Consider the following 19,537-nt stretch of genomic DNA (forward strand, 5'->3'; position numbering starts at 1 on the left):
TCAACGCGAAACAACGACCGGATCAACACGTAGCCAGATCGTGACTGGACCGTCGTTGGTGAGACTGACTTTCATGTCGGCGCCAAATTGACCGGTCTCAACTTTGCCATGGCGCTCACGCGCCTGGCGCACGAAATAATCGAACAGGCGGCGCCCCTCGTCGGGACTGGCCGCCGGCGAGAACGACGGGCGCGTGCCGGAACGGGTGTCGGCCGCCAGCGTGAACTGGGGCACCAGCAGCAAGGCGCCGTTGGTATCGGTCACGCTGCGGTTCATCTTGCCGGCCTCGTCCGAAAACACCCGGTAGCCCAGCAGTTTCGTCAGCAAGGCGTCGGCCTCGCGCTCGGAGTCGCCCTTCTCGGCGCAGACCAGCACCATCAGGCCGGCGTCGATGGCGCCGACGGTGGCGCCGTCGACCACGACGCTGGCGTGGCTGACCCGTTGCAGCAGGCCAATCATGCGTTAAAGGTCACGCGGGCGAACTTGCGCTTACCCACTTGCATCACGAACTGGCCGGCTTCGACCTTCAGGTTCTTGTCGCTGACGACATCGCCATCGATGCGCACACCGCCCTGGTCGACCATGCGCATGGCTTCCGAAGTCGAGGCGCACAGGCCGGCCGCCTTCAGCAGCTGGGCCACGCCGAGCGGTGCGCCCGAGAGCGTCACTTCCGGCACGTCGTCGGGGATGCCGCCCTTCGAGCGGTTGACGAAGTCCGCCAGCGCATCGTCGGCCGCCTGGGCCGAATGGAAGCGGGTGACGATTTCCTTGCCCAGCGCCACTTTGGCATCGCGCGGATTGGCGCCGGCCTCGACGGCGGCTTTCAGGCTGGCAATGTCGTCCAGGGAACGGAAGGACAGCAGCTCGAAATAACGCCACATCATGGTGTCCGAGATGCTCATCAGCTTGGCGAACATGGTGTTCGGTGCTTCGGTGATGCCGATGTAGTTGTTCTTGGACTTCGACATCTTTTCGACGCCGTCCAGGCCTTCCAGCAGCGGCATCGTCAGGATGCACTGCGGCTCTTGCCCGTAATCCTTCTGGAGTTCGCGTCCAACCAGCAAGTTAAATTTCTGGTCCGTTCCACCTAGCTCAAGGTCTGATTTCAAAGCGACCGAATCGTAGCCTTGCATCAGCGGATAAAGGAACTCATGCACGGCGATCGGAGTCCCACTCTTGTAGCGCTTGGTGAAGTCGTCGCGTTCCATCATGCGGGCGACGGTGTAGCGCGAGGCCAATTGAATCATGCCACGCGCGCCGAGCGGGTCGCACCACTCGGAGTTGTAGCGCATCTCGGTGCGCGCTTCGTCGAGTACGAGGGCCGCCTGGCGGAAATAGGTCATGGCGTTTTCCTCGACTTGCTCGCGGGTGAGCGGCGGGCGCGTGACGTTGCGGCCCGACGGATCGCCGATCATCGAGGTAAAGTCGCCGATCAGGAAGATCACCTGGTGGCCGAGGTTTTGCAGCTGGCGCAGCTTGTTCAGCACCACGGTATGGCCCAGGTGCAAGTCGGGCGCGGTCGGGTCCAGGCCCAGCTTGATACGCAGGGGTACGCCGGTCTTTTCCGAGCGCACCAGCTTTTGTGCAAATTCGCTTTCGATCAGCAGTTCGTCGACGCCGCGTTTGGTGATGGCGAGCGCTTCCTGGACCTTGTCGGACAAAGGCAATTGATCCTTGGAAACGGAGTTGTTATTACTACAAGACGCGGAGTCTGTCATAAATTCTTTGTAGGAGTTTGGCTAAAACGGTTGTAGGACCGCATATTTTGGTACAATGCTCGATCCCATCAATCTTGCCGCAAGAAAACTTTTCAAAACAACAAGAAAAATAGTGGTCCGAAGTTCAAGCGGTAAATTTTAACTGATTGCATGAACCCTATACATAAAATCACCGGCAAACTAGCCAATACGAGCCGCAAGACCCGTATCGTCGGCGCCGGCGCACTGGCCCTGGCCCTGTGCGCATTCGGTGCCGTGGCAACCGCCCCGGTCACCCAGGACGACAGCGACGTGCAGGTTGTTTCGGTCGCCGAGAACCTGGCCCTGCCGAACCTCTCCGACCAGATCGCCGCTCTCCAGCAGGACGAGCAGCAATTCATCCACGAAGAACGTGTCCGCGCCGGCGACTCGGTCGGCACCATGCTCGGCCGCCTCGGCGTCAACGATGCCCAGGCACAGAACTTCATCCGCTCGAATAAACTCGCCCGCCGCATCCTGTCGCTGAAAAACGGCAAGCGCCTGCAGGCCGAGACCGACGAGAACGGTCAATTGTTGTCGCTGCGCGCCACCCTCACCGACAAGAATAGCGCGCCGACCACGCTGACCATCGCACGCCACGGCGACGGCTTCAAGGCGTCCGAAGCTCCTGCCAAGCTCGAGCGTCGCGTCGAAATGCGTTCGCGCGAAATCGTCAACTCCTCGCTCTACGCAGCCACCGACGCCAACGTCGACGGCGGCTCGATCCCGGATTCGGTGGTCGGCGAAATCATCAAGATGTTCTCGACCAACATCGACTTCCGCGACGACCTGAAGCGCGGCGACCGTTTCAATGTTGTGTACGAAACCTTCTGGCTGGACGGCGAACTGGTGAAAACCGGCCGCATCCTGGCAGGCGAATTCATCAACCGCGGCACCAGCTACCAGGCCGTGTGGTTCGAAGACCCGGTCACCAAGCAGGGCGGCTACTACAGCCTGGACGGCAAGTCGCTGAAGAAAGCCTTCCTCAAGTCGCCGCTGGAGTTCTCGCGCGTCTCGTCGGGCTTCGCCAACCGCGTGCACCCGATCTCGGGCCAGTGGAAAGCCCATAAAGGCATCGACTACGCAGCGCCGACCGGCACCCCGATCCGCGCCGCCGGTGACGGCGTCGTCGACTTCGCCGGCGTCTCGAATGGCTACGGCAACATGGTGGTCCTGAAGCACTGGTCGAACTACAGCACCGCCTACGCCCACATGAGCCGTATCAATGGCCTGCGCAAGGGCGCCAAGGTCAGCCAGGGCCAGGTCATCGGCTTCGTCGGCTCGACCGGCTGGTCGACCGGCGCTCACCTGCACTACGAATTCCGCGTCGCCAATGTCGCCCGCGACCCGCGCGGCCTGAAGGACCTGATGGCTGCGCCGCTGAGCAAGGGTGAACTGGCCCGCTTCCGCATGGCTGCCGCGGAAATGAACCACCGCTTCTCGCTGCTGACCCCGGGCGGCAACGCCATGGCTGCCCGCTAAGCGAACCGCCCCCTTCAAAACGCCTTCCGCTGCATTGCACGGAAGGCGTTTTTACTTGGGCCATCGATTATCATGATGGGCATATGATGACTTCCTCTCTTTATATCGGCCTGATGTCGGGCACCAGCCTGGACGGCGTGGACGGCGTGCTGGCCGACTTCGCCGATGGCGCGATCCGCACCCTCGAGGCCGCCTTCGTGCCCTTCCCTGCCGAGTTGCGCGCCGAACTGATGGCGCTGCAAGCGAACGGCGCCAACGAAATCGAACGCGAGGCGATCGCCGCCAACGGCCTGGCCCGCGCCTATGCCGACTGCGTCGCCGCGCTCAACATTAAAGCGCCGGGTCCGGTAGCCGCCGTCGCCGTCCACGGCCAGACCGTGCGCCACCGGCCCGAGCTCGGCTTTACGCGCCAGACCAATAATCCCGCGCTGCTGGCCGAATTGACCGGCATCGACGTCATCGCCGACTTTCGCAGCCGCGACATCGCCGCCGGCGGCCAGGGCGCGCCGCTGGTGCCGGCCTTCCATGCGGCCGCCTTCGGCACGCCAGGCACGACGCGGGTGGTCGTGAATATCGGCGGCATCGGTAACATCAGCGTCCTGCATGCCGATGGCCGCGTGACCGGCTACGACACGGGACCGGGCAATGTCCTGCTCGATGGCTGGATCGGACGCCACCAGGGCAAGGAATACGACGCCGACGGCGCCTGGGGCGCGCGCGGCAGCGTGATGCCGGCCTTGCTCGAACGCTTGCTGGAAGAACCCTATTTCCACCAGCCGGCGCCGAAAAGCACCGGACGCGACCTGTTCCACATGGAGTGGCTGGATGCGCGCCTGGCTGGTTTTACGGACTTGGCCGCGCAGGACGTGCAGGCCACGCTGACGGCGCTGACCGCGCAGAGCATCGCGCGCGCCATACTTGACGAGCGTGTCACCGTCGACGCCGTCTACGTCTGCGGCGGCGGCGCCTACAACGGCACCCTGCTGCGCATGCTGGCGGGTGCCCTGGGCGGCGCGGTGCCGGTCGAATCGACGGCGGCGCTCGGCATCGCCCCGAACCGGGTCGAAGCGCTTGCCTTCGCCTGGCTGGGCTACCGTTTTACTCAGCGCCAGCCGGGCAACATGCCGGCCGTCACAGGTGCGCAGGGACCGCGCATCCTGGGAGCGCTGTACCCTGCGTAGAGCTGCTCAGGCGGGACCGAGAAGATCGGTCCCGTAGGAATTGTCGATGACGCACAGCCAGCGTCCATGGAGTTCCTGGCGGAACACATAGGTCGCACGCCGTCTTACGTGCACTGGCTCGCCGTTTTCGCCGGCATAGTCGAGCACCGATTCCATGATCACCAGAGCGTTGCCGGCGCCTTCCAGCACTTCCATCCTGCCTTGCGTGACGACAAGGGTATGCCCGACGAAGTCGGCGATCCGGACGAAGGCTTGCCTGATTTGCTCCTTGCCGCGCACCGTGAGGCCGGGCTTGACGACGAGCGAGGCGTCGTCGGCATAGAACTCCATGAGGGCATCGAAATCGCCGGCCGTGATGGCGGCGTCGGCGGCCTTGATGAGCTGTTCGAGCGGGTGGGCTGGCATGCTGGTCTCCTGTTGAGTCGGTGAAGAGACGGGCATGCTGCAAAAAGAAAACCCGCCTCGTGGCGGGTTGCTGGATGAAACGAGCGCTAACCCACCATTCTTCGAATGGCGGAAATAATGCTGACGAGGGCGCGCTCGGTGTTCATGAAATAAATAGTAACCCGGAGTTACCAAGGTAACAAGGGGGTCGTAGGGGGCATAGAGGCCAATGGCCTCTATGCCGGGTTCACCGGGCTCCGCCCATGCGGTTTCGTCACGTGCGCTTACGCGGCTTGGCACACACTCTGTTCGCTCGCCGGGAGTGGGGGCGCGTCAGATCATGCGGTGATCCCGCGTGGGCGGAGCCCACCCTACGTGAGCGTGTCATGCCAGCATCGCCGGCAAGGAACAGGCATCGTAAAAAAACAAATCCGGGCAGCGCCCGGATCCGATCACGACGCCCGGGCCAGCCGGGCTGTGCTTCAGCTTACGCCGAGAACGAGGAACCGCAGCCGCAGGTGCTGGTCGCGTTCGGGTTCTTGATGACGAACTGGGCGCCTTCGAGGTCGTCCTTGTAGTCGATTTCGGCACCGACCAGGTACTGGTAGCTCATCGAGTCGATCAGCAGTTGAACGCCGTTCTTCTCCATGGTGGTGTCGTCTTCGTTGACGATTTCGTCGAAGGTAAAGCCGTACTGGAAGCCCGAGCAGCCGCCGCCCTGCACGAAAACGCGCAGTTTCAGGTCGGGATTGCCCTCTTCCTCGATCAGCTGGGCCACTTTTTCGGCAGCGCTATCGGTGAAGACGATGGGGGTCGGGATGGTGTCAAAGTCAACTACTTCGGCCACGGCGGTCATGGATAAACTCCTGATTGGATTCAAATTTATTCCATTATAGACGGTTCACGCCGGTCATGCCTGCGATGCCTCCGCCACTGCCAGGTGAAACACGGGTTCGCCCGCCGGCTGGTGCGTGAGCTTGCCGGTGACCAGGGCGCCGCCGTGCATCTCGAGCAGCTTGTAATGGACATCCCCATGAATGCGGCCTTTCGGCTGTAATTCAAGTAGTTCCGTGGAATAAACCGATCCGGCGATGAAACCGTTCACCACCAGGTTGGCGCAGCGTACTTCCCCCTCGATGCGGGCGTGCTCGGAGACGATCAGCACGCTGTCCACGCCTTCGCTGGCGATCACGTTGCCGTGCACCTCGCCATCGATGCGCAAACCACCGCTGAAGCACAGGTCGCCCTCGATCCGGGCGGCAATGCCGATCAGGCTGTCAATTTCGCTTTTTGCGTTGCGACCGAACATGGTGGCACCCCTGTGAGATAGATGATGTGATCGGAAAAAACCGATCAGCGCATCGGTCAATTTACCGTTCTCATCAGTTGCCGCCTTGATCTAGCTCTGGTCAGCTAGTGCACGACGGCAACGCCACAGGATGGTGCCGCCGCTTACGGCAGCAGGGCGATTTGCTGCAGGCCGGTCGTTTCTTCGAAGCCGAACATGAGGTTCATGCACTGCACGGCCTGGCCGGAAGCACCCTTCACGAGGTTGTCCTGCACCACCAGGATGACGACGGTGTTGCCGCCATCCGGACGGTGCAGCGCCAGGCGCAGCATGTTCGAGCCGCGGGTCGAGCGCGTTTCCGGGTGCGAACTGAAAGGCATGACGTCGACGAAAGGCGAATCCGCATAGGTTTCCTCGAACAGGGCTTGCAGCTGCTCGTCCGTGACCTCTTTCGTCAGGCGCGCGTACAGGGTCGCGTGCATGCCGCGGATCATCGGAACCAGGTGCGGGGTGAAGATCAGGCCGACTTTCTGGTCGGTGAAGCGCTGCAGCTGGGCCGAGGTTTCCGGCGTGTGGCGGTGGCCGGCGACGCCGTAGGCCTTGAAGTTATCGCTCGCTTCCGAGAACAGCGTGCCGATCTCGGCCTTGCGGCCGGCGCCAGAGACGCCCGACTTGGCGTCCGCAATCAGGCTGCCGGCGTCGATCATGCCGGCTTTCAAGAGCGGCACGAAGCCCAGCTGCATCGTGGTCGGGTAGCAGCCCGGGTTGGCGATCAGGCGCGCCCCTTTGATGTCCTCGCGGTTCAGTTCAGGCAGGCCGTACACGGCTTCTTCGATCAGGTCGGCGGCCGTGTGCTCGATCTTGTACCACTTCTCGAACGCGGCGCGGTCCTTCAGGCGGAAGTCGGCGGCCAGGTCGATGACCTTCACGCCGGCGGCCAGCAGGGCCGGGGCTTGCGCCATGGCGACGCCGTGCGGGGTGGCGAAGAACACCACGTCGCACTGAGTGAGATCGGCCTTGTCCGGCGCCGAAAAAGCCAGGTTCACGCGGCCGCGCAGCGAGGGGAACATGTCGGCCACCGGCAGGCCGTCTTCCTTGCGCGAGGTGATCGCGGTCAGCTCCACGCCGGGGTGGGCGGCCAACAGCCGCAGCAATTCCACGCCCGTGTAACCGGTTCCGCCAACGATGCCAACTTTGATCATGTTCTTTCCTTTAAATGTGTAAATGGTACAACGAGGTGCAATTTTAACAGGCAGACCGATTCGGGGTGCCGCCCTGCCCGGATTGCGGCCTGCAAAGAATATTTGCATCCAGGTTCGTTATTGCAAATATTCCATGCATCCCTCAGTGCGCCCCCGGATCAGGCATCGGTCCCCGTCAGCAACTCGGCCTGGTGTACCGGCACCGGATCCATGGTGGATCTGAGGCCGACGTCCTCGAGATGGGCGTCGAGCCAGCGCTGCGCCATCTCCACGCCCAGCGCATGCAGACGCAGCAAGAAAGGCAATTCCGTATTGAACTTGCTGGACAAGTCCAGCTGCTGCAGCGCCTCGTTGCCGCTGATCAGGTGCAGGCGCACGGGCGCCGCGTGGCTGCGCTGGCTCTCCTCGGCATCGACCAGGCCGCCCAGCTGGCGGATCGCGGCGACTTCGCGCACGAAGCTGATATTGAAGGCGATCTCGCTGGTGCGGCTCTGGACGTCGCTCATCGTCATCGGCAAGCCGGGACGCGCGATCGGATTGTTCTGGACGATGAGGATGTCGGCCGGGCCATTCTCGACCAGCGGCGACAGCGACGGATTGCCCACAAAACTGCCGTCCCAGTAAGCTTCGCCGTCGATCACCACCGGGGCGAACACGTAAGGCAGGCAGGCCGAGGCCGCGATCACGCGCGCGTCGAGTTCGCTACGCGTAAACACTTTGCCTTTGCCGCTGCGGATATTGGTGGCGGGGATGAATAAATCGATCTCCTCGCAGGCACGCACCCGTTCGAAATCGATCAGGCTCGCCAGCACGGGGATCAATGGATTCATGCTCAGCGGCGAGATTGGGGGCGCGAGCACGCCGCTGAACAATTGCATCAGCTGGTAGCCCGGCGAGGAAGCCAAGGTACCGCCGCCCATGGCCCAGTCGAAGGGCGTGGGCCTGGCTGGGCTGACCAGGGAAGCGGTAGCGCTCAAGCCGTGCCAGAAGCGCGCCAGGGCCGCCCGCGCGCCCGCACGGCCGCCGCCGCGCGCATAGCCGTCGGCCATCACGGCCGCATTCACGCCGCCGGCACTGGTGCCGCTGACGGCGGCGATGTCCAGGCGCTCTTCCTGCAACAGCCGGTCGAGTACGCCCCATCCGAAGGCGCCGAAGGCGCCGCCGCCCTGCAGCCCGAGACTGATCCGTTTGATTCCCATCGGCATTTGCTGCTCCTGCATCATTTCCAGTAGCTAGCTTACCTTGGCGGCCACAGCAGCGCCGTTCGCTACCGGGCGTCAACAAATGAGCCTGGCATGCGGCGCTGCAGTGCAACATGACGATCGCGGCAAGAATAAAAAAAGCCGCCCGAAGGCGGCTTTCTCGTCCAGCAGACGCAGCCCGAAGGCTGCCAGCGATTAACGCTTCGAGAACTGCTTGGCGCGGCGTGCTTTACGCAGGCCGACTTTCTTACGCTCGACTTCACGGGCGTCACGGGTGACGAAACCGGCACGTGCCAGGTCGCCCTTGAGGCCTGCGTCGTAGTCGATCAGAGCGCGGGTGATGCCGTGACGGACGGCGCCAGCCTGGCCCGATTCGCCACCGCCGTGCACGTTGACCTTGATGTCGAAACGCTCGACGTTGCCGGTCAGTTCCAGCGGCTGACGGATGACCATCAGGCCGGTTTCGCGCGAGAAGTAATCAGCAGCAGGCTTGCCGTTCACGATGATCTGGCCGGTGCCAGCTTTGATGAACACGCGAGCGACTGCACTCTTGCGACGGCCGGTGCCGTAGTTGTAGTTACCGATCATGTCAGTTCCTTAGAGGGTCAGTGCTTGTGGTTGCTGTGCTGCGTGCGGATGGGTACCTTCCGCGTACACTTTCAGCTTCTTGATCATGGCGTAGCCCAGCGGGCCCTTCGGCAGCATGCCTTTGACAGCCTTTTCCAGGGCACGGCCCGGGAAGCGCTGTTGCATTTTCAGGAAGTTGGTTTCGTAGATACCGCCCGGGTAGCCCGAGTGACGGTAGTAGGTCTTCTGGGTGGCTTTCGTGCCGGTCACGCGCAGCTTGCCTGCGTTGACGACGACGATGTAGTCACCGGTATCGACGTGCGGAGTGAATTCTGGCTTGTGTTTGCCGCGCAGTCGGAGTGCCACTTCGCTGGCAACACGTCCGAGGACCAAGTCCGTCGCGTCAATCACGAACCAGTCGCGCTGGACTTCATGGCCCTTAGCGGAAAAAGTTTTCATGTTGACTTCCTAATATAGGTAAATTGCTCAAATGGCGGTTCCGCAATTGTTGCTGCGGACTCTTCCTTATTATCTTTTCCAGAGCAAATGGAAAGCCAGCGATGATACCTCAACTGACCGTTACCGGTCAAGGCAAGGGCACCCCGCCTGTGGCATCCCCGCCTCCCCTGTCCATCCCGGACCAAATGATGACATGCAACAAGCAAATCCTTGTGTTGCGGACTAGACTCAGCTCAACCATTCCCAGGCGAAACAATTTGTTGACGATAGAAACGATAGCAAATTACTATTGATCAACTATCTGAGGAGTCCTCGTGAAACCACGTTTTATCCTGTCTTCCCTGCTGGCCCTGCTGTGCGCGGCCGGTACGGCGGCCGGCGCCACTCCCGAGCCGGCACGTCCGGCAGCCCGCGGCTGCCACCTGCCCGGTACCGAAGACGCGCTGCGCTGCTTTGCCGTTTCCGTGCCGCTCGATTACGCCAAGCCGGGCAACGCCAAGCTGAACATCCACGTCACCATCGCGCCGGCCTTCCGCGAAGGCGCCCGGCCCGATCCGCTGTTCGTGCTGGCCGGCGGCCCCGGCCAGGCCGGCAGCGACGTGATCATGACCCTGAATACCGCTTTCAAGCGCGTGCGCGCCACCCGCGACATCGTCTTCATCGACCAGCGCGGCACCGGCCTGTCCGGCAAGCTCGATTGCGAAAGCCGGCCCGAGCACGAAACGATGAGCGAGGCCGAGCAGGAAGCCGAAATCCACCGCTGCATCAAGAGCAGCCGCGCCCCCTTCTCGGCCTACACCACGCTGAACGCCGCGCGCGACCTCGAGCAGGTGCGGCGCGCGCTGGGCTACCAGAAGGTGAACGTCTGGGGCGGCTCCTACGGCACCCGCCTCGGCCAGGCCTATGCGCGCGCCTATCCGGCCAGCGTGCGCGCCCTGGTCCTCGACGGCGTGGCCGCGCCCGACCAGGTGATTCCCGCCGGCGGACGCGACGGCCAGGCCGCGCTCGACAAGCTGTTCGAGCACTGCGCCAAGGACGCCGGCTGCCACAAGGCCTATCCGAACCTGCGCGCCGAATTCGACAGCCTGGCCGCGCGCGCCGACGCCGGCATCAAGCTGTCGATCGCCGATCCGCGCACCGCACAGCCGGTCAATCTCACGCTGTCGGGCGCGCGCTTCGCCGGCACCGTCCACAGCATCCTGTACTCGCCGGCCGACGCGCGCCGCCTGCCCTTCCTGATCCACAGCGCCTACCAGGGCCGCTGGGAACCCTTCATCGCGCGCCAGAACCTGATGGGCGACTTCGCCGGTGACGAGGGCGGCATGGCCTTCCTGCTGCACCTGGCCGTGGTCTGCGCCGAGGACGTGCCGCGCATGACGGCGAGCCTGATGAAGGACGAGGATGCGCTGATCACGCGCCCCTGGGCCGGCCGCATGCCGGCGATGTGCAAGTCGATGAACGTGCCGGCCGTGCCTTATGTTGCGCCGAGCATGATCGAGGCACCGGCCCTGCTGCTCTCGGGCGCGCTCGATCCGGTCACGGCGCCGCGCCGCGCCGAAGCGGCAGCCCGCTACATGCGCAGCGCGCGCCACGTGGTGGTGCCCAATGTCGGCCACGGCGTCTCGCAGCTCGGCTGCGCGCCGCGCCTGCTGCGCGAATTCCTCGACAAGCCGGGCGCCGCGCTCGACGCCAAGTGCCTGTCCGAGATTCCGCCTCCGACCTTCCAGCTCGGCAGCGCCGGGCCGCAACCCTGAATATCGAGTGTCCCATGATCGAAGTACACGATGTACGTAAACAGTTCGGCGACGTCCACGCCCTCGGCGGCGTCAGCTTCAGCGCGCGCGACGGCCAGATCACGGCCCTGCTCGGCCCCAACGGCGCCGGCAAGACGACGCTGCTGCGCACCCTGGTGGGCCTGCTCAAGCGCGACCACGGCACGATCGCCATCGACGGCGTCGACCCGGAACGCGATCCGCTCGCGGTACGCCGCAACATCGGCTTCCTGACCGACCAGTTCGGCCTCTACGAGCGCCTCTCCACCCGCGAATACCTGAGCTACTTCGGTGAGCTGAACGGCATGGGCGGCGCGGCGCTGAAAAACCGCATCGACGAGGTCTCGGAACTGCTGTCGATGGACGATATCCTGGAGCGCCGCACCAAGGGCTTCTCGCAGGGCCAACGCATCAAGGTGGCGCTGGCGCGCACCCTGCTGCACCGCCCGCGTAACCTGCTGCTCGACGAACCGAGCCGCGGCCTGGACGTGATGAGCACGCGCGCGCTGCGGCGCGCCCTCTCGAGCCTGCGCGAGGATGGCTGCTGCGTCATCATGGCCACCCACGTGATGCAGGAAGTGACCCACCTGTGCGACGACGTGATCGTGATCGCCAAGGGCCACACGGTGGCCCAGGGCACGCCGCACGACCTGTGCCGGCGCACCGGCATCCACAACCTGGAAGACGCTTTCGTCAGCCTGGTCGGCGAAGAAGGGATCGCAGCATGAAGCCGGCCTTCCTGACCGTCTTCCTGAAGGAGATGCGCGAAACCCTGCGCGAAAAACGCACCGTCGCCCTGCTGGTGCTGTTCACGCTGATGTATCCGGTGATGTTCGGCGTCCTGATGCAGCAGCTGATCGACCGCGCCACCCGTTCCGAGCGCGAAGGCATCGAGCTGGCCGTGATCGGCGCCAGCCAGGCGCCGACCCTGATGGCCCAGCTCAAGCAGAAGAACATCACGGTGCGCGAGAGCGCCGCGATGGACGAGCCGGCGATCGAAGCCCTGCTCCAGAAGGGCAAGGTCGCGGGCGTGCTGCGCCTGTCCGACAAATTCACCGAGAACTACACGGCGATGCGTCCCGCGCGCGTCGAGCTGTGGTACGACTCGGCGGCCGAAAAGAACGGGCAGCGGCGCGAAGTCGAGGACGTGCTCGAGGCCTACGGCGCCAACGTGGCGAGCGCGCGCCTGCTGGCGCACGGGGTGTCGCCGGCGACGCTGGCGCCGATCCAGGTGCAGCGCTACGACACCGGCACCAACGCCTCGCGCTCGGCGGGCCTGATCGGCGGCATGCTCAGCATGCTGTTCTTCCCCGCCTTCTTCTGCGGCATGTCGGCCGCGGTCGACAGCACCGCCGGCGAACGCGAACGGCGCTCGATGGAGGTGCTGATGGCGCAGCCGGCGCGGGCCTGGGAAATCGTCACCGGCAAATGGCTAATGGCCGGCGCCCTGGCGCTGGCCGGCCTCACGCTCGAACTGCTGCTGGCGCACGTGGTGCTGGGCTGGCTGCCGCTGGAAGAACTGGGCATGTCGTGGAGCCTGAGCTGGCTCGACATCACGCTGGTCTGCGTGGTCGGGCTGCCGCTGGCGCTGCTCGCGGCGGCGCTGCAGATTGCGCTGGCCATGAACGCCAAGTCCTTCAAGGAAGCGCAGAGCACCCTGAGCATCGTGCTGCTGCTGCCGATGCTGCCGGGCGTCGTGGTCTCGATGATGGAACTGAAAACCTCGCTCTGGATGTACGCGGTGCCGATGCTGTCGAACCAGACGCTCTTGCGCGAAGTGTCGAAAGGCGTCGAGGTCGGCGCCCTGCCCTATGTGCTGACCTTCCTCAGCGCGGCGCTGCCGACGATCGCCATCGTCGCTTTTGCCAGCTGGCGCATGAAGAGCGAGCGCTACGTGCTGGCGGTGTAGGTTCTTCGCCTCCACCATCGAAAACAGCCCTGCCCGGCACGCGCCGGCCAGGGCTGTCTTACAATAGCCTTTTAGCGCGGAGAAGCACATGGAAGTCAAAGTCAGCTGGAACGGCCCCTCGGGCATGAGTTTTCGCGCCCAGACCGGATCGGGCCACATGGTCGCGATGGACGGCGCGCCCGAAGGCGGCGGCCACAACCTGGCGCCGCGGCCGATGGAGATGCTCCTGGTCGGCACCGGCGGCTGCACGGCCTATGACGTGGTCCTGATCCTGAAACGCGGCCGCGAGAACGTGCTGGGTTGCGACGTCACGCTGCAGGCGGAACGGGCCGAGACGGATCCGAAGGTGTTCACGAAGATTAACTTCCATTTCGTGGTGACGGGCCGGAACCTGAAGCCGGCGGCGGTGGAGCGCGCGGTGAAGCTGTCGCATGAGAAGTACTGCTCGGCGTCGATCATGCTGGCGGCGACGGTGGAGATGACGCATTCGGTCGAGATCGTCGAAGCGGCGTAGTACTGAGACACCCGGGTATGCACCGGCACGAACGCGCGGGCATGCCCGCCCTACGGTGCGCAACAGTCCGTGGCCGTCGCGTAACGTAGGGCGGGCATGCCCGCGCGAACGTTTGCATCGTGTTGGCCGGTGAACGTGGCGATAAGGCCATCCAACCCGGCCCGTGGACGCGACTTACAAATAATACGCCGTCGTCGTCATCACCTTCGACATCGCCCGCATCGCCAGTTTGACGGGCACCGGCATCTCGGCCGCGCCCAGGGACTGGGCAGCGTCGCCGTGGGCGATTTCATCCTGGCGCATCTGCTCGACGATCGCGCGCGACTTGGCGTCGCCGGCGGGCAGCGTCTCGAGGTGGCTGTTCAGGTGGGCCTCCACCTGACGCTCGGTCTCGACCACGAAGCCGAGGCTGCGCGCGTCGCCCAGTTTCGCGGCAATCGTCCCCATCGCGTAGGCGCCGGCATACCAGAGCGGATTCAGTACGCTCGGCTGCGAGCCGAGTTCGGACAGGCGCTGGGCGGTCCAGGCCAGGTGGTCTTCTTCCTCGCGCCCGGCCTGTTCGAACTGGGCGCGCATGCCCGGGCTCTGCGCGTGGCGCGCCTGCGAATCGTAGAGCGCCTGGGCGCAGACTTCGCCGACGTGGTTCACGCGCATCAGGCCGGCGCTATGGCGCTGCTCGCGTTCGTCGAGCTCGCAATCGACCGTATTGGCCGCCGGGTTGGCGCGCGACGCCGAGGCCACGCCGCCGACGACGCGCAAGGCCTTGTCGAAGCCGACGATCAGGTCGTCGAGTGGACTGATGAAGGGATTGGCTCGCATAGGATGTCTTTCGTCGCGGGAAAACCACATTATATGCGCCGTGCCTGCCCTCTGCCGCGCGGCTAAGAGCGCCAGAACCGCGCGCCCTGCTCCCGCTTTTCTGCAGTTTGGTCCGCACTTCGCGCCGTGCGTCGCACGGGTCCGCCCGAGTCAGCCATTAGCGCATACAATGCATTCGTCAAAAAAGGCTTGGCGGAAATGAAACTGACCGCCCTGCAAAAGTGTTTATCTGGAGTCCGCATGGAATTACGCATCCGCAATTTGTCCAAGACCTACGCCAATGGCGTGGTGGCCCTGGACAAGGTCACGCTGAACATCCCGCCGGGGATGTTCGGCCTGCTGGGGCCGAACGGCGCCGGCAAGTCGACCCTGATGCGCATCCTCGCCACGCTGCAGGAATGCGATGCCGGCTCGGTCTTCCTCGACGACATCGACGTCCTCGACGAAAAGGACGAAGTGCGGCGCATGCTCGGCTACCTGCCGCAGGATTTCGGCGTCTACCCGAAAGTCACGGCCTATGAGCTGCTCGACCATTTCGCCCAGCTGAAAGGCATCGCCAGCAAGGGGCGGCGGCGCGAAGTGGTGGACGGCCTGCTCCAGCAGACCAACCTGTTCGAGGTGCGCCACCAGAAGCTGGGCACCTTCTCGGGCGGCATGCGCCAGCGCTTCGGCGTGGCGCAGGCCCTGATCGGCGACCCGCAGCTGATCATCGTCGACGAGCCGACGGCCGGCCTCGACCCGCAGGAACGGGTGCGCTTCCATAACCTGCTGTCCGACATCGGCGCCGACAAGACCGTGCTGCTGTCGACCCACATCGTGTCCGATGTCGCGGATTTGTGCGCCAACATGGCGATCATCAACAAGGGCCGCGTGCTGCTGTGCGGCGAGCCGGCACGCCTGATCGACGACATCGAGCCGCACATCTGGGCGCGCTTCGTGGACAAGGCGGAGCTGCCGCTGTTCCAGAAGCAGCACGCGGTGATCTCGACGCGCCTGCGTACCGGCCGCACCCTGATCCACGTGTATGCCGAAAACGATCCGGGCATGGGCTTCGAGGAAACCCAGGCCAGCCTCGAGGACGTGTACTTCGCCACCATCGCCGGCCGCCACGCGTTCCAGGCCGGGAACTGCTGACACCGATGGCAGCCCTCTTTTCCATCGCCCGCTTCGAGCTGCGCGGGCGCTTTCAGCAGGTCTCGACCTGGGTCATCTTCTTCGCCTTCCTCGCCCTGGCGATGCTGTGGACGGCGGCTGCCGGCGGCGTCTTCAAGGACACCGTCGTCGCCTTCGGCACCCGGGTGCTGATCGACGGGCCGCGCCAGGCCGCGCTGTCGGTCGCCTTCCTCGGCTGTCCGGCCGTGGTCGTAATGGCCGCCATCATGGGACGCGCGGTGCAGCAGGACTTCGAGCACGGCATGCACCACTTCTTCTTCAGCGCGCCGATCCCGAAGTACGCCTACGTGTTCGGGCGCTTCCTCGGCGCCTGGGCGCTGCTGGCCTGCCTGTTCGCCGCGATTCCGCTCGGCGCGTGGCTCGGCAGCATGGTGCCGGGCGTCGACCCCGACCGCATCGGCGCGGGCCGTGCGCTGAACTACGTCCTGCCCTGGCTGCTCACGCTGCTGCCCAACCTGTTCATCTTCGGCGCCATCTTCTACGTGCTGGCGGCGCTGACGCGGCGCATGCTGCCGGTGTACGTCGCCAGCATCGTCCTGATGGTCGGCTACACGATCGCGCCCTCGCTGGCGCGCGACTTCGACTATAAAACCCTGGCCGCGCTGATCGACCCCTTCGCCACCACCGCGCTCCTGCGCCTGACCGAGTACTGGCCGACCGCCGAGCGCAACGCGCGTCCGGTGCTGCTCGAGGGCGTGTACCTGGCCAACCGCCTGATCTGGTGCGGCTTCGGCCTCGCCGTCCTGCTGCTGGGCTACTGGCGCTTCCACCTGGTCGGCTTGCTGGAGTCGCGCGGCTTCGATCCACGCGCACCGAACGACGCCGCGCCGACGCTGTCGCAGGCGGCGGTGAATACGCGCGAACGGCCCGACTTCGCGCGCCGCAGCCTCACCGCGCTGCTGGCCAAGGAAGCGGGCATGCACCTGCGCCAGTCGGTGGCGACCCTGCCCTTCGCACTGATCGCGCTGGCCGGCATGGCCATGATCGCGATCGGCAGCTTCGACATCGGCTCCCTGCACGGTGCGCGCACCTATCCGGTGACCTGGCAGATGCTGGAACTGATCGGCGGCGTGTTCTCGACGTATATCCTGGTCGTCACCGCCTTGTATGCCGGCCAGCTGGTATGGCGCGAACGCGATGCCGGGACCAGCCAGCTGTTCGACGTGCTGCCGGTGCCGGGCTGGCTGGCGCCGCTGGCGAAGACCCTGGCCCTGGTGGCGATCCAGGCGCTGCTGCTGTTCGGCGCGATGCTCACCGCGATGCTGTGCCAGCTGCTGCGCGGTTATTTCGGGCTCGAGCCGGGACTGTACCTGCAGACCCTGTTCACGATCCTGCTGCCGCAATACGTTTTATTGGCGGTGGTGGCGGTCGCGGTGCAGGCGCTGTGCGGCCGCAAGTACCTCGGCTACGCGCTGCTGGTGGCCCTGGTGGTGGCGGCCGTCGCGCTGCAGGGACGCGGCTACGACCATCCGCTGCTGGTCTACGCCAGCTTCCCGCAGCTCGACTATTCGACCATGAGCGGCTACGGCTACCAGCTGCTGCGCGAGCGCATGCTGTCGCTGTACTGGGGCGGCGCCGCCCTGATGCTGCTGGTCGCCACCGTGGTGCTGTGGCCGCGCGGCGTGAACGCGGAGCTGCGCAGCCGCCTGCGGCTGGCGCGCCAGAACCTGAGCTTGCCCATCCTCCTTGCTTTCGGCGCCGGCCTGCTGGTGTTCGGCGCGGCCGGGGCCCTGCTCTGGTACGAGCTGGACGTGGCCGGCAACTACCGCACTGCACGCGCGCAGGAGACGCGCCGCGCCGCCTACGAAACCCTGTATCGCCAATATGCGCAGCTGCCGCAGCCGCAGCTGGCGGCGGTCGACCTGCGCGTCGACCTGCATCCGCGCAGCCGCACGCTGGCGGTGCAGGGCCACTACCAGCTCGAGAACCGCAGCGGTGCGCCGCTGTCCGACCTGATCCTCTACCAGCAGCCGGGCATGGATCTGGCAAGCCGCCTGTCGCAGCCGGCCAGGCTCGTGACCAGCGACCGCGAACGCGGCTTCTTCCACTACCGCCTGGCGCGGCCGCTGGCGCCGGGCGCGCGCCTGGCCCTGGCCTTCGAACTGAGCGCGGCGCCCGCCGGCCTGCTCGGCATCGGCAGCGACACGCCGGTGAGCGCGAACGGCAGCTACTTCACCAACGAAGCGCTGCCGCGCATCGGCTACCAGGACGCGGTCGAACTGATTGATCCGCGCGACCGCCGCCGTCACCGCCTGCCGCGCCGCGCCGCGCCCTTGGCCGCCACGCCGGCCGCGCCCATCGCCTTCAGCGCCGTCGTCGGCACCGCCGTCGACCAGGTGGCGGTGGCACCCGGCACCCTGGAGCGCGAGTGGATCGCCAGCGAGCGGCGCTACTTCCTGTACCGCTCCGACGGCGCCATGCCGGACGATTACGCGATCGCCTCGGCGCGCTATGCGGTGCGCCACGAGCGCTGGCAGGACGTCGCCATCGACGCCTATTTCACGCCCGGCCACGAGACCAACGTCGAACGCCTGCTGCGCGGCGCCAGCGCCGCCCTCGACTACGGCACGCGCCAGTTCGGCCCTTACGGCCAGCACGACCTGCGCCTGGTCGAGACGCCGCGCCGGAGCGGCGCCGCGCACGCCTTCCCCGGCATGCTCGCCCTGCCGGAACACGCCGCCTTCATCGCGCGCGCCGACGGCAAGAGCGGCGGCAGCATCGATTACCCCTTCTATACGGCGGCCTGGAGCACCGCGCACCAGTGGTGGGCGCGCCAGCCTGGCGGCGCCTTACTCGCGGACACCCTGGCCGAATACACGGCGCTGATGGCGGTACGCCGCACGGCAGGCAGCGCGGCGATGCGGCGCTACCTGCGTGAAGACCAGCGCTCCTACCTGGTGGGCCGGGCATTGGCGAGCGGCCGCGAACGGCCCCTGCTCGACTACGTGGACGAGGTCTGGCTACGCCGCAGCAAGGGGGGAATCGCGCTCTACCTGCTGCAGGACCTGCTGGGCGAGGAGCGGGTCAACGGCGTGCTGCGCGCCCTGGCGGCGCGCACCGGCCCGAAGCCGCCCGACATGACGGCGCTGGCCGCGGCCCTGCGCGCCGTCGCGCCGGCCGACAAGGCCTATCTGGTGCGCGACCTGTTCGAGGACGTCGTCCTGTACGAGAACCGCGCCGATGCCGCCCGTGCGCGTGCGCTCGCCGACGGCCGCTACGAGGTCACGCTGCGCGCCAGCGCGGCCAAGGTGCGCGCCGCCGCACAGGGCGAGCAGGATATGCCGCTGGCCGACTACATCGAATTCGGCGTCGATGACCGCGCCGGCAATCCCCTGCTGCGCGAACGGCGCCTCGTCACGACCCGAGACCAGACCCTGAGCTTCGTCGTGACGGGCCGTCCGGGACGGGCCGGCATCGACCCGGACCACAAGCTGATAGACAAGAAGCCAACGGATAACATGGTTGTTGTCGACAACGAGTAAAACTCGCGCTAATATCAAGGCACTATTCTTACGAGGTTTACCGATGTCGACCATGCTTGCCGAAGTGTGCGAAAAAATCCAGCTCCTGAATGCCGACGAAAAGCATGAGGTGCTGCGCATCCTGTTGCAAGACATCGATGGCCCCGCCGACCAGGATGCCGACGAAGCGTGGCGCGACGAAGTCGTGCGCCGCGTGAAGGCGATCCGCAACGGCGAAGCCGCGATCCGCGCGCTGCAGGACTGGCAGGAATAATCCGTCTGGCCGGGTTGCCCCCGGCACGCACGGCCAGGTCTTACCCGGATCGGGTAACGGTATAAACAGAATACCGAATAAAGACGAAAAAAAACCGCAACCCGAGGGCTGCGG

Annotated in this window: 19 protein-coding genes; 9 read left to right on the plus strand and 10 right to left on the minus strand. The window is 65.3% G+C overall.

Translation table 11 applies throughout. From position 1 onward, the window contains the following. Window positions 1-459: a D-aminoacyl-tRNA deacylase gene (gene dtd / locus ACFPQ5_RS07495; protein WP_379752982.1), complete on the minus strand. Its 459-nt coding sequence runs from the start codon at window positions 457-459 to the stop codon at window positions 1-3. Further along, entirely contained in the window at window positions 456-1,718 is a 1,263-nt protein-coding gene (gene tyrS / locus ACFPQ5_RS07500; RefSeq protein WP_379752986.1) for a tyrosine--tRNA ligase, read from the minus strand. Before tyrS ends, dtd begins: the two co-directional genes overlap by 4 nt. 150 nt (window positions 1,719-1,868) lie before the next feature. Here tyrS and ACFPQ5_RS07505 point away from each other — a divergent pair, with 150 nt between their 5' ends. Further along, on the plus strand, window positions 1,869-3,218 hold the full coding sequence (locus ACFPQ5_RS07505; protein ID WP_379752988.1) for a M23 family metallopeptidase: 1,350 nt from the start codon (window positions 1,869-1,871) through the stop codon (window positions 3,216-3,218). An 83-nt stretch (window positions 3,219-3,301) separates the two neighbouring features. Continuing rightward, the gene (locus ACFPQ5_RS07510) at window positions 3,302-4,399 is read left to right on the plus strand and encodes an anhydro-N-acetylmuramic acid kinase (RefSeq protein WP_379752991.1); all 1,098 of its coding nucleotides are present in this window, start codon (window positions 3,302-3,304) and stop codon (window positions 4,397-4,399) included. 6 nt (window positions 4,400-4,405) lie between these two features. On the opposite strand, the gene ACFPQ5_RS07515 is transcribed toward ACFPQ5_RS07510, so the two are convergent. From ACFPQ5_RS07515 to rplM, 7 genes are all read right to left on the minus strand, one after another. Further along, window positions 4,406-4,804, minus strand: coding sequence for a YybH family protein (locus tag ACFPQ5_RS07515; RefSeq protein WP_379752994.1), 399 nt, complete (start codon window positions 4,802-4,804; stop codon window positions 4,406-4,408). 466 nt (window positions 4,805-5,270) lie between these two features. Next, the gene (erpA, locus tag ACFPQ5_RS07520; RefSeq protein WP_136220584.1) at window positions 5,271-5,639 is read right to left on the minus strand and encodes an iron-sulfur cluster insertion protein ErpA; all 369 of its coding nucleotides are present in this window, start codon (window positions 5,637-5,639) and stop codon (window positions 5,271-5,273) included. Window positions 5,640-5,693: 54 nt separating this feature from the next. After that, entirely contained in the window at window positions 5,694-6,092 is a 399-nt protein-coding gene (locus ACFPQ5_RS07525) for a bactofilin family protein (RefSeq protein WP_136220583.1), read from the minus strand. A 143-nt stretch (window positions 6,093-6,235) separates the two neighbouring features. Further along, window positions 6,236-7,273 carry an N-acetyl-gamma-glutamyl-phosphate reductase gene (gene argC, locus ACFPQ5_RS07530; RefSeq protein WP_379752997.1) on the minus strand — a complete coding sequence of 346 codons (1,038 nt, stop codon included), beginning with the start codon at window positions 7,271-7,273 and terminating at the stop codon, window positions 6,236-6,238. 158 nt (window positions 7,274-7,431) lie between these two features. After that, window positions 7,432-8,478 (minus strand): patatin-like phospholipase family protein, encoded by a 1,047-nt coding sequence (locus ACFPQ5_RS07535; protein WP_379753001.1) that lies wholly within the window; start codon window positions 8,476-8,478, stop codon window positions 7,432-7,434. 192 nt (window positions 8,479-8,670) lie between these two features. Next, window positions 8,671-9,063, minus strand: a complete 393-nt coding sequence (rpsI, locus tag ACFPQ5_RS07540) for a 30S ribosomal protein S9 (protein WP_136223188.1) — start codon at window positions 9,061-9,063, stop codon at window positions 8,671-8,673. 9 nt (window positions 9,064-9,072) lie between these two features. Next, entirely contained in the window at window positions 9,073-9,501 is a 429-nt protein-coding gene (rplM, locus tag ACFPQ5_RS07545) for a 50S ribosomal protein L13 (RefSeq protein ID WP_136223186.1), read from the minus strand. 314 nt (window positions 9,502-9,815) lie between these two features. On the opposite strand from rplM, the gene ACFPQ5_RS07550 reads away from it, so the two are divergent. The 4 genes from ACFPQ5_RS07550 (at window position 9,816) to ACFPQ5_RS07565 (ending at window position 13,696) form a co-directional block, all read left to right on the plus strand. After that, on the plus strand, window positions 9,816-11,255 hold the full coding sequence (locus ACFPQ5_RS07550; protein WP_379753006.1) for an alpha/beta hydrolase: 1,440 nt from the start codon (window positions 9,816-9,818) through the stop codon (window positions 11,253-11,255). Between the two features lie 14 nt (window positions 11,256-11,269). Further along, the gene (locus ACFPQ5_RS07555; protein WP_379753009.1) at window positions 11,270-12,001 is read left to right on the plus strand and encodes an ABC transporter ATP-binding protein; all 732 of its coding nucleotides are present in this window, start codon (window positions 11,270-11,272) and stop codon (window positions 11,999-12,001) included. Next, complete coding sequence (locus ACFPQ5_RS07560) at window positions 11,998-13,182, plus strand: ABC transporter permease (protein ID WP_379753012.1); 1,185 nt, start codon at window positions 11,998-12,000, stop codon at window positions 13,180-13,182. Before ACFPQ5_RS07555 ends, ACFPQ5_RS07560 begins: the two co-directional genes overlap by 4 nt. An 88-nt stretch (window positions 13,183-13,270) precedes the next feature. Next, window positions 13,271-13,696, plus strand: coding sequence for an OsmC family protein (locus ACFPQ5_RS07565; protein WP_379753015.1), 426 nt, complete (start codon window positions 13,271-13,273; stop codon window positions 13,694-13,696). 174 nt (window positions 13,697-13,870) lie between these two features. Here the strand turns inward: ACFPQ5_RS07565 and coq7 are convergent, their stop codons facing one another. Next, the gene (coq7, locus tag ACFPQ5_RS07570; RefSeq protein ID WP_379753018.1) at window positions 13,871-14,515 is read right to left on the minus strand and encodes a 2-polyprenyl-3-methyl-6-methoxy-1,4-benzoquinone monooxygenase; all 645 of its coding nucleotides are present in this window, start codon (window positions 14,513-14,515) and stop codon (window positions 13,871-13,873) included. Between the two features lie 240 nt (window positions 14,516-14,755). Here coq7 and ACFPQ5_RS07575 point away from each other — a divergent pair, with 240 nt between their 5' ends. The 3 genes from ACFPQ5_RS07575 to ACFPQ5_RS07585 are packed head-to-tail and all read left to right on the plus strand — an operon-like array spanning window position 14,756 to window position 19,423. Continuing rightward, a complete protein-coding gene (locus tag ACFPQ5_RS07575) occupies window positions 14,756-15,649 on the plus strand; it encodes an ABC transporter ATP-binding protein (protein ID WP_379753021.1) in 894 nt (297 codons plus the stop codon). A gap of 5 nt (window positions 15,650-15,654) precedes the next feature. After that, window positions 15,655-19,170 carry an ABC transporter permease gene (locus ACFPQ5_RS07580; protein ID WP_379753024.1) on the plus strand — a complete coding sequence of 1,172 codons (3,516 nt, stop codon included), beginning with the start codon at window positions 15,655-15,657 and terminating at the stop codon, window positions 19,168-19,170. A 43-nt stretch (window positions 19,171-19,213) separates the two neighbouring features. Then, on the plus strand, window positions 19,214-19,423 hold the full coding sequence (locus ACFPQ5_RS07585; RefSeq protein WP_136223172.1) for an addiction module protein: 210 nt from the start codon (window positions 19,214-19,216) through the stop codon (window positions 19,421-19,423). Window positions 19,424-19,537: the final 114 nt, after the last annotated feature.

Origin of the sequence: Massilia suwonensis (assembly GCF_042655665.1) — a bacterium.
GTDB classification, from domain to species: Bacteria; Pseudomonadota; Gammaproteobacteria; order Burkholderiales; family Burkholderiaceae_D; genus Telluria; species Telluria suwonensis.

What these genes read in the sequence shown, in the direction of transcription:
- dtd (WP_379752982.1), bottom strand. Translation starts at nt 459, where the DNA reads ATGATTGGCCTGCTGCAACGGGTCAGCCACGCCAGCGTCGTGGTCGAC.
- tyrS (WP_379752986.1), bottom strand. Translation starts at nt 1,718, where the DNA reads ATGACAGACTCCGCGTCTTGTAGTAATAACAACTCCGTTTCCAAGGAT.
- ACFPQ5_RS07505 (WP_379752988.1), top strand. Translation starts at nt 1,869, where the DNA reads ATGAACCCTATACATAAAATCACCGGCAAACTAGCCAATACGAGCCGC.
- ACFPQ5_RS07510 (WP_379752991.1), top strand. Translation starts at nt 3,302, where the DNA reads ATGATGACTTCCTCTCTTTATATCGGCCTGATGTCGGGCACCAGCCTG.
- ACFPQ5_RS07515 (WP_379752994.1), bottom strand. Translation starts at nt 4,804, where the DNA reads ATGCCAGCCCACCCGCTCGAACAGCTCATCAAGGCCGCCGACGCCGCC.
- erpA (WP_136220584.1), bottom strand. Translation starts at nt 5,639, where the DNA reads ATGACCGCCGTGGCCGAAGTAGTTGACTTTGACACCATCCCGACCCCC.
- ACFPQ5_RS07525 (WP_136220583.1), bottom strand. Translation starts at nt 6,092, where the DNA reads ATGTTCGGTCGCAACGCAAAAAGCGAAATTGACAGCCTGATCGGCATT.
- argC (WP_379752997.1), bottom strand. Translation starts at nt 7,273, where the DNA reads ATGATCAAAGTTGGCATCGTTGGCGGAACCGGTTACACGGGCGTGGAA.
- ACFPQ5_RS07535 (WP_379753001.1), bottom strand. Translation starts at nt 8,478, where the DNA reads ATGCCGATGGGAATCAAACGGATCAGTCTCGGGCTGCAGGGCGGCGGC.
- rpsI (WP_136223188.1), bottom strand. Translation starts at nt 9,063, where the DNA reads ATGATCGGTAACTACAACTACGGCACCGGCCGTCGCAAGAGTGCAGTC.
- rplM (WP_136223186.1), bottom strand. Translation starts at nt 9,501, where the DNA reads ATGAAAACTTTTTCCGCTAAGGGCCATGAAGTCCAGCGCGACTGGTTC.
- ACFPQ5_RS07555 (WP_379753009.1), top strand. Translation starts at nt 11,270, where the DNA reads ATGATCGAAGTACACGATGTACGTAAACAGTTCGGCGACGTCCACGCC.
- ACFPQ5_RS07560 (WP_379753012.1), top strand. Translation starts at nt 11,998, where the DNA reads ATGAAGCCGGCCTTCCTGACCGTCTTCCTGAAGGAGATGCGCGAAACC.
- ACFPQ5_RS07565 (WP_379753015.1), top strand. Translation starts at nt 13,271, where the DNA reads ATGGAAGTCAAAGTCAGCTGGAACGGCCCCTCGGGCATGAGTTTTCGC.
- coq7 (WP_379753018.1), bottom strand. Translation starts at nt 14,515, where the DNA reads ATGCGAGCCAATCCCTTCATCAGTCCACTCGACGACCTGATCGTCGGC.
- ACFPQ5_RS07575 (WP_379753021.1), top strand. Translation starts at nt 14,756, where the DNA reads ATGGAATTACGCATCCGCAATTTGTCCAAGACCTACGCCAATGGCGTG.
- ACFPQ5_RS07580 (WP_379753024.1), top strand. Translation starts at nt 15,655, where the DNA reads ATGGCAGCCCTCTTTTCCATCGCCCGCTTCGAGCTGCGCGGGCGCTTT.
- ACFPQ5_RS07585 (WP_136223172.1), top strand. Translation starts at nt 19,214, where the DNA reads ATGTCGACCATGCTTGCCGAAGTGTGCGAAAAAATCCAGCTCCTGAAT.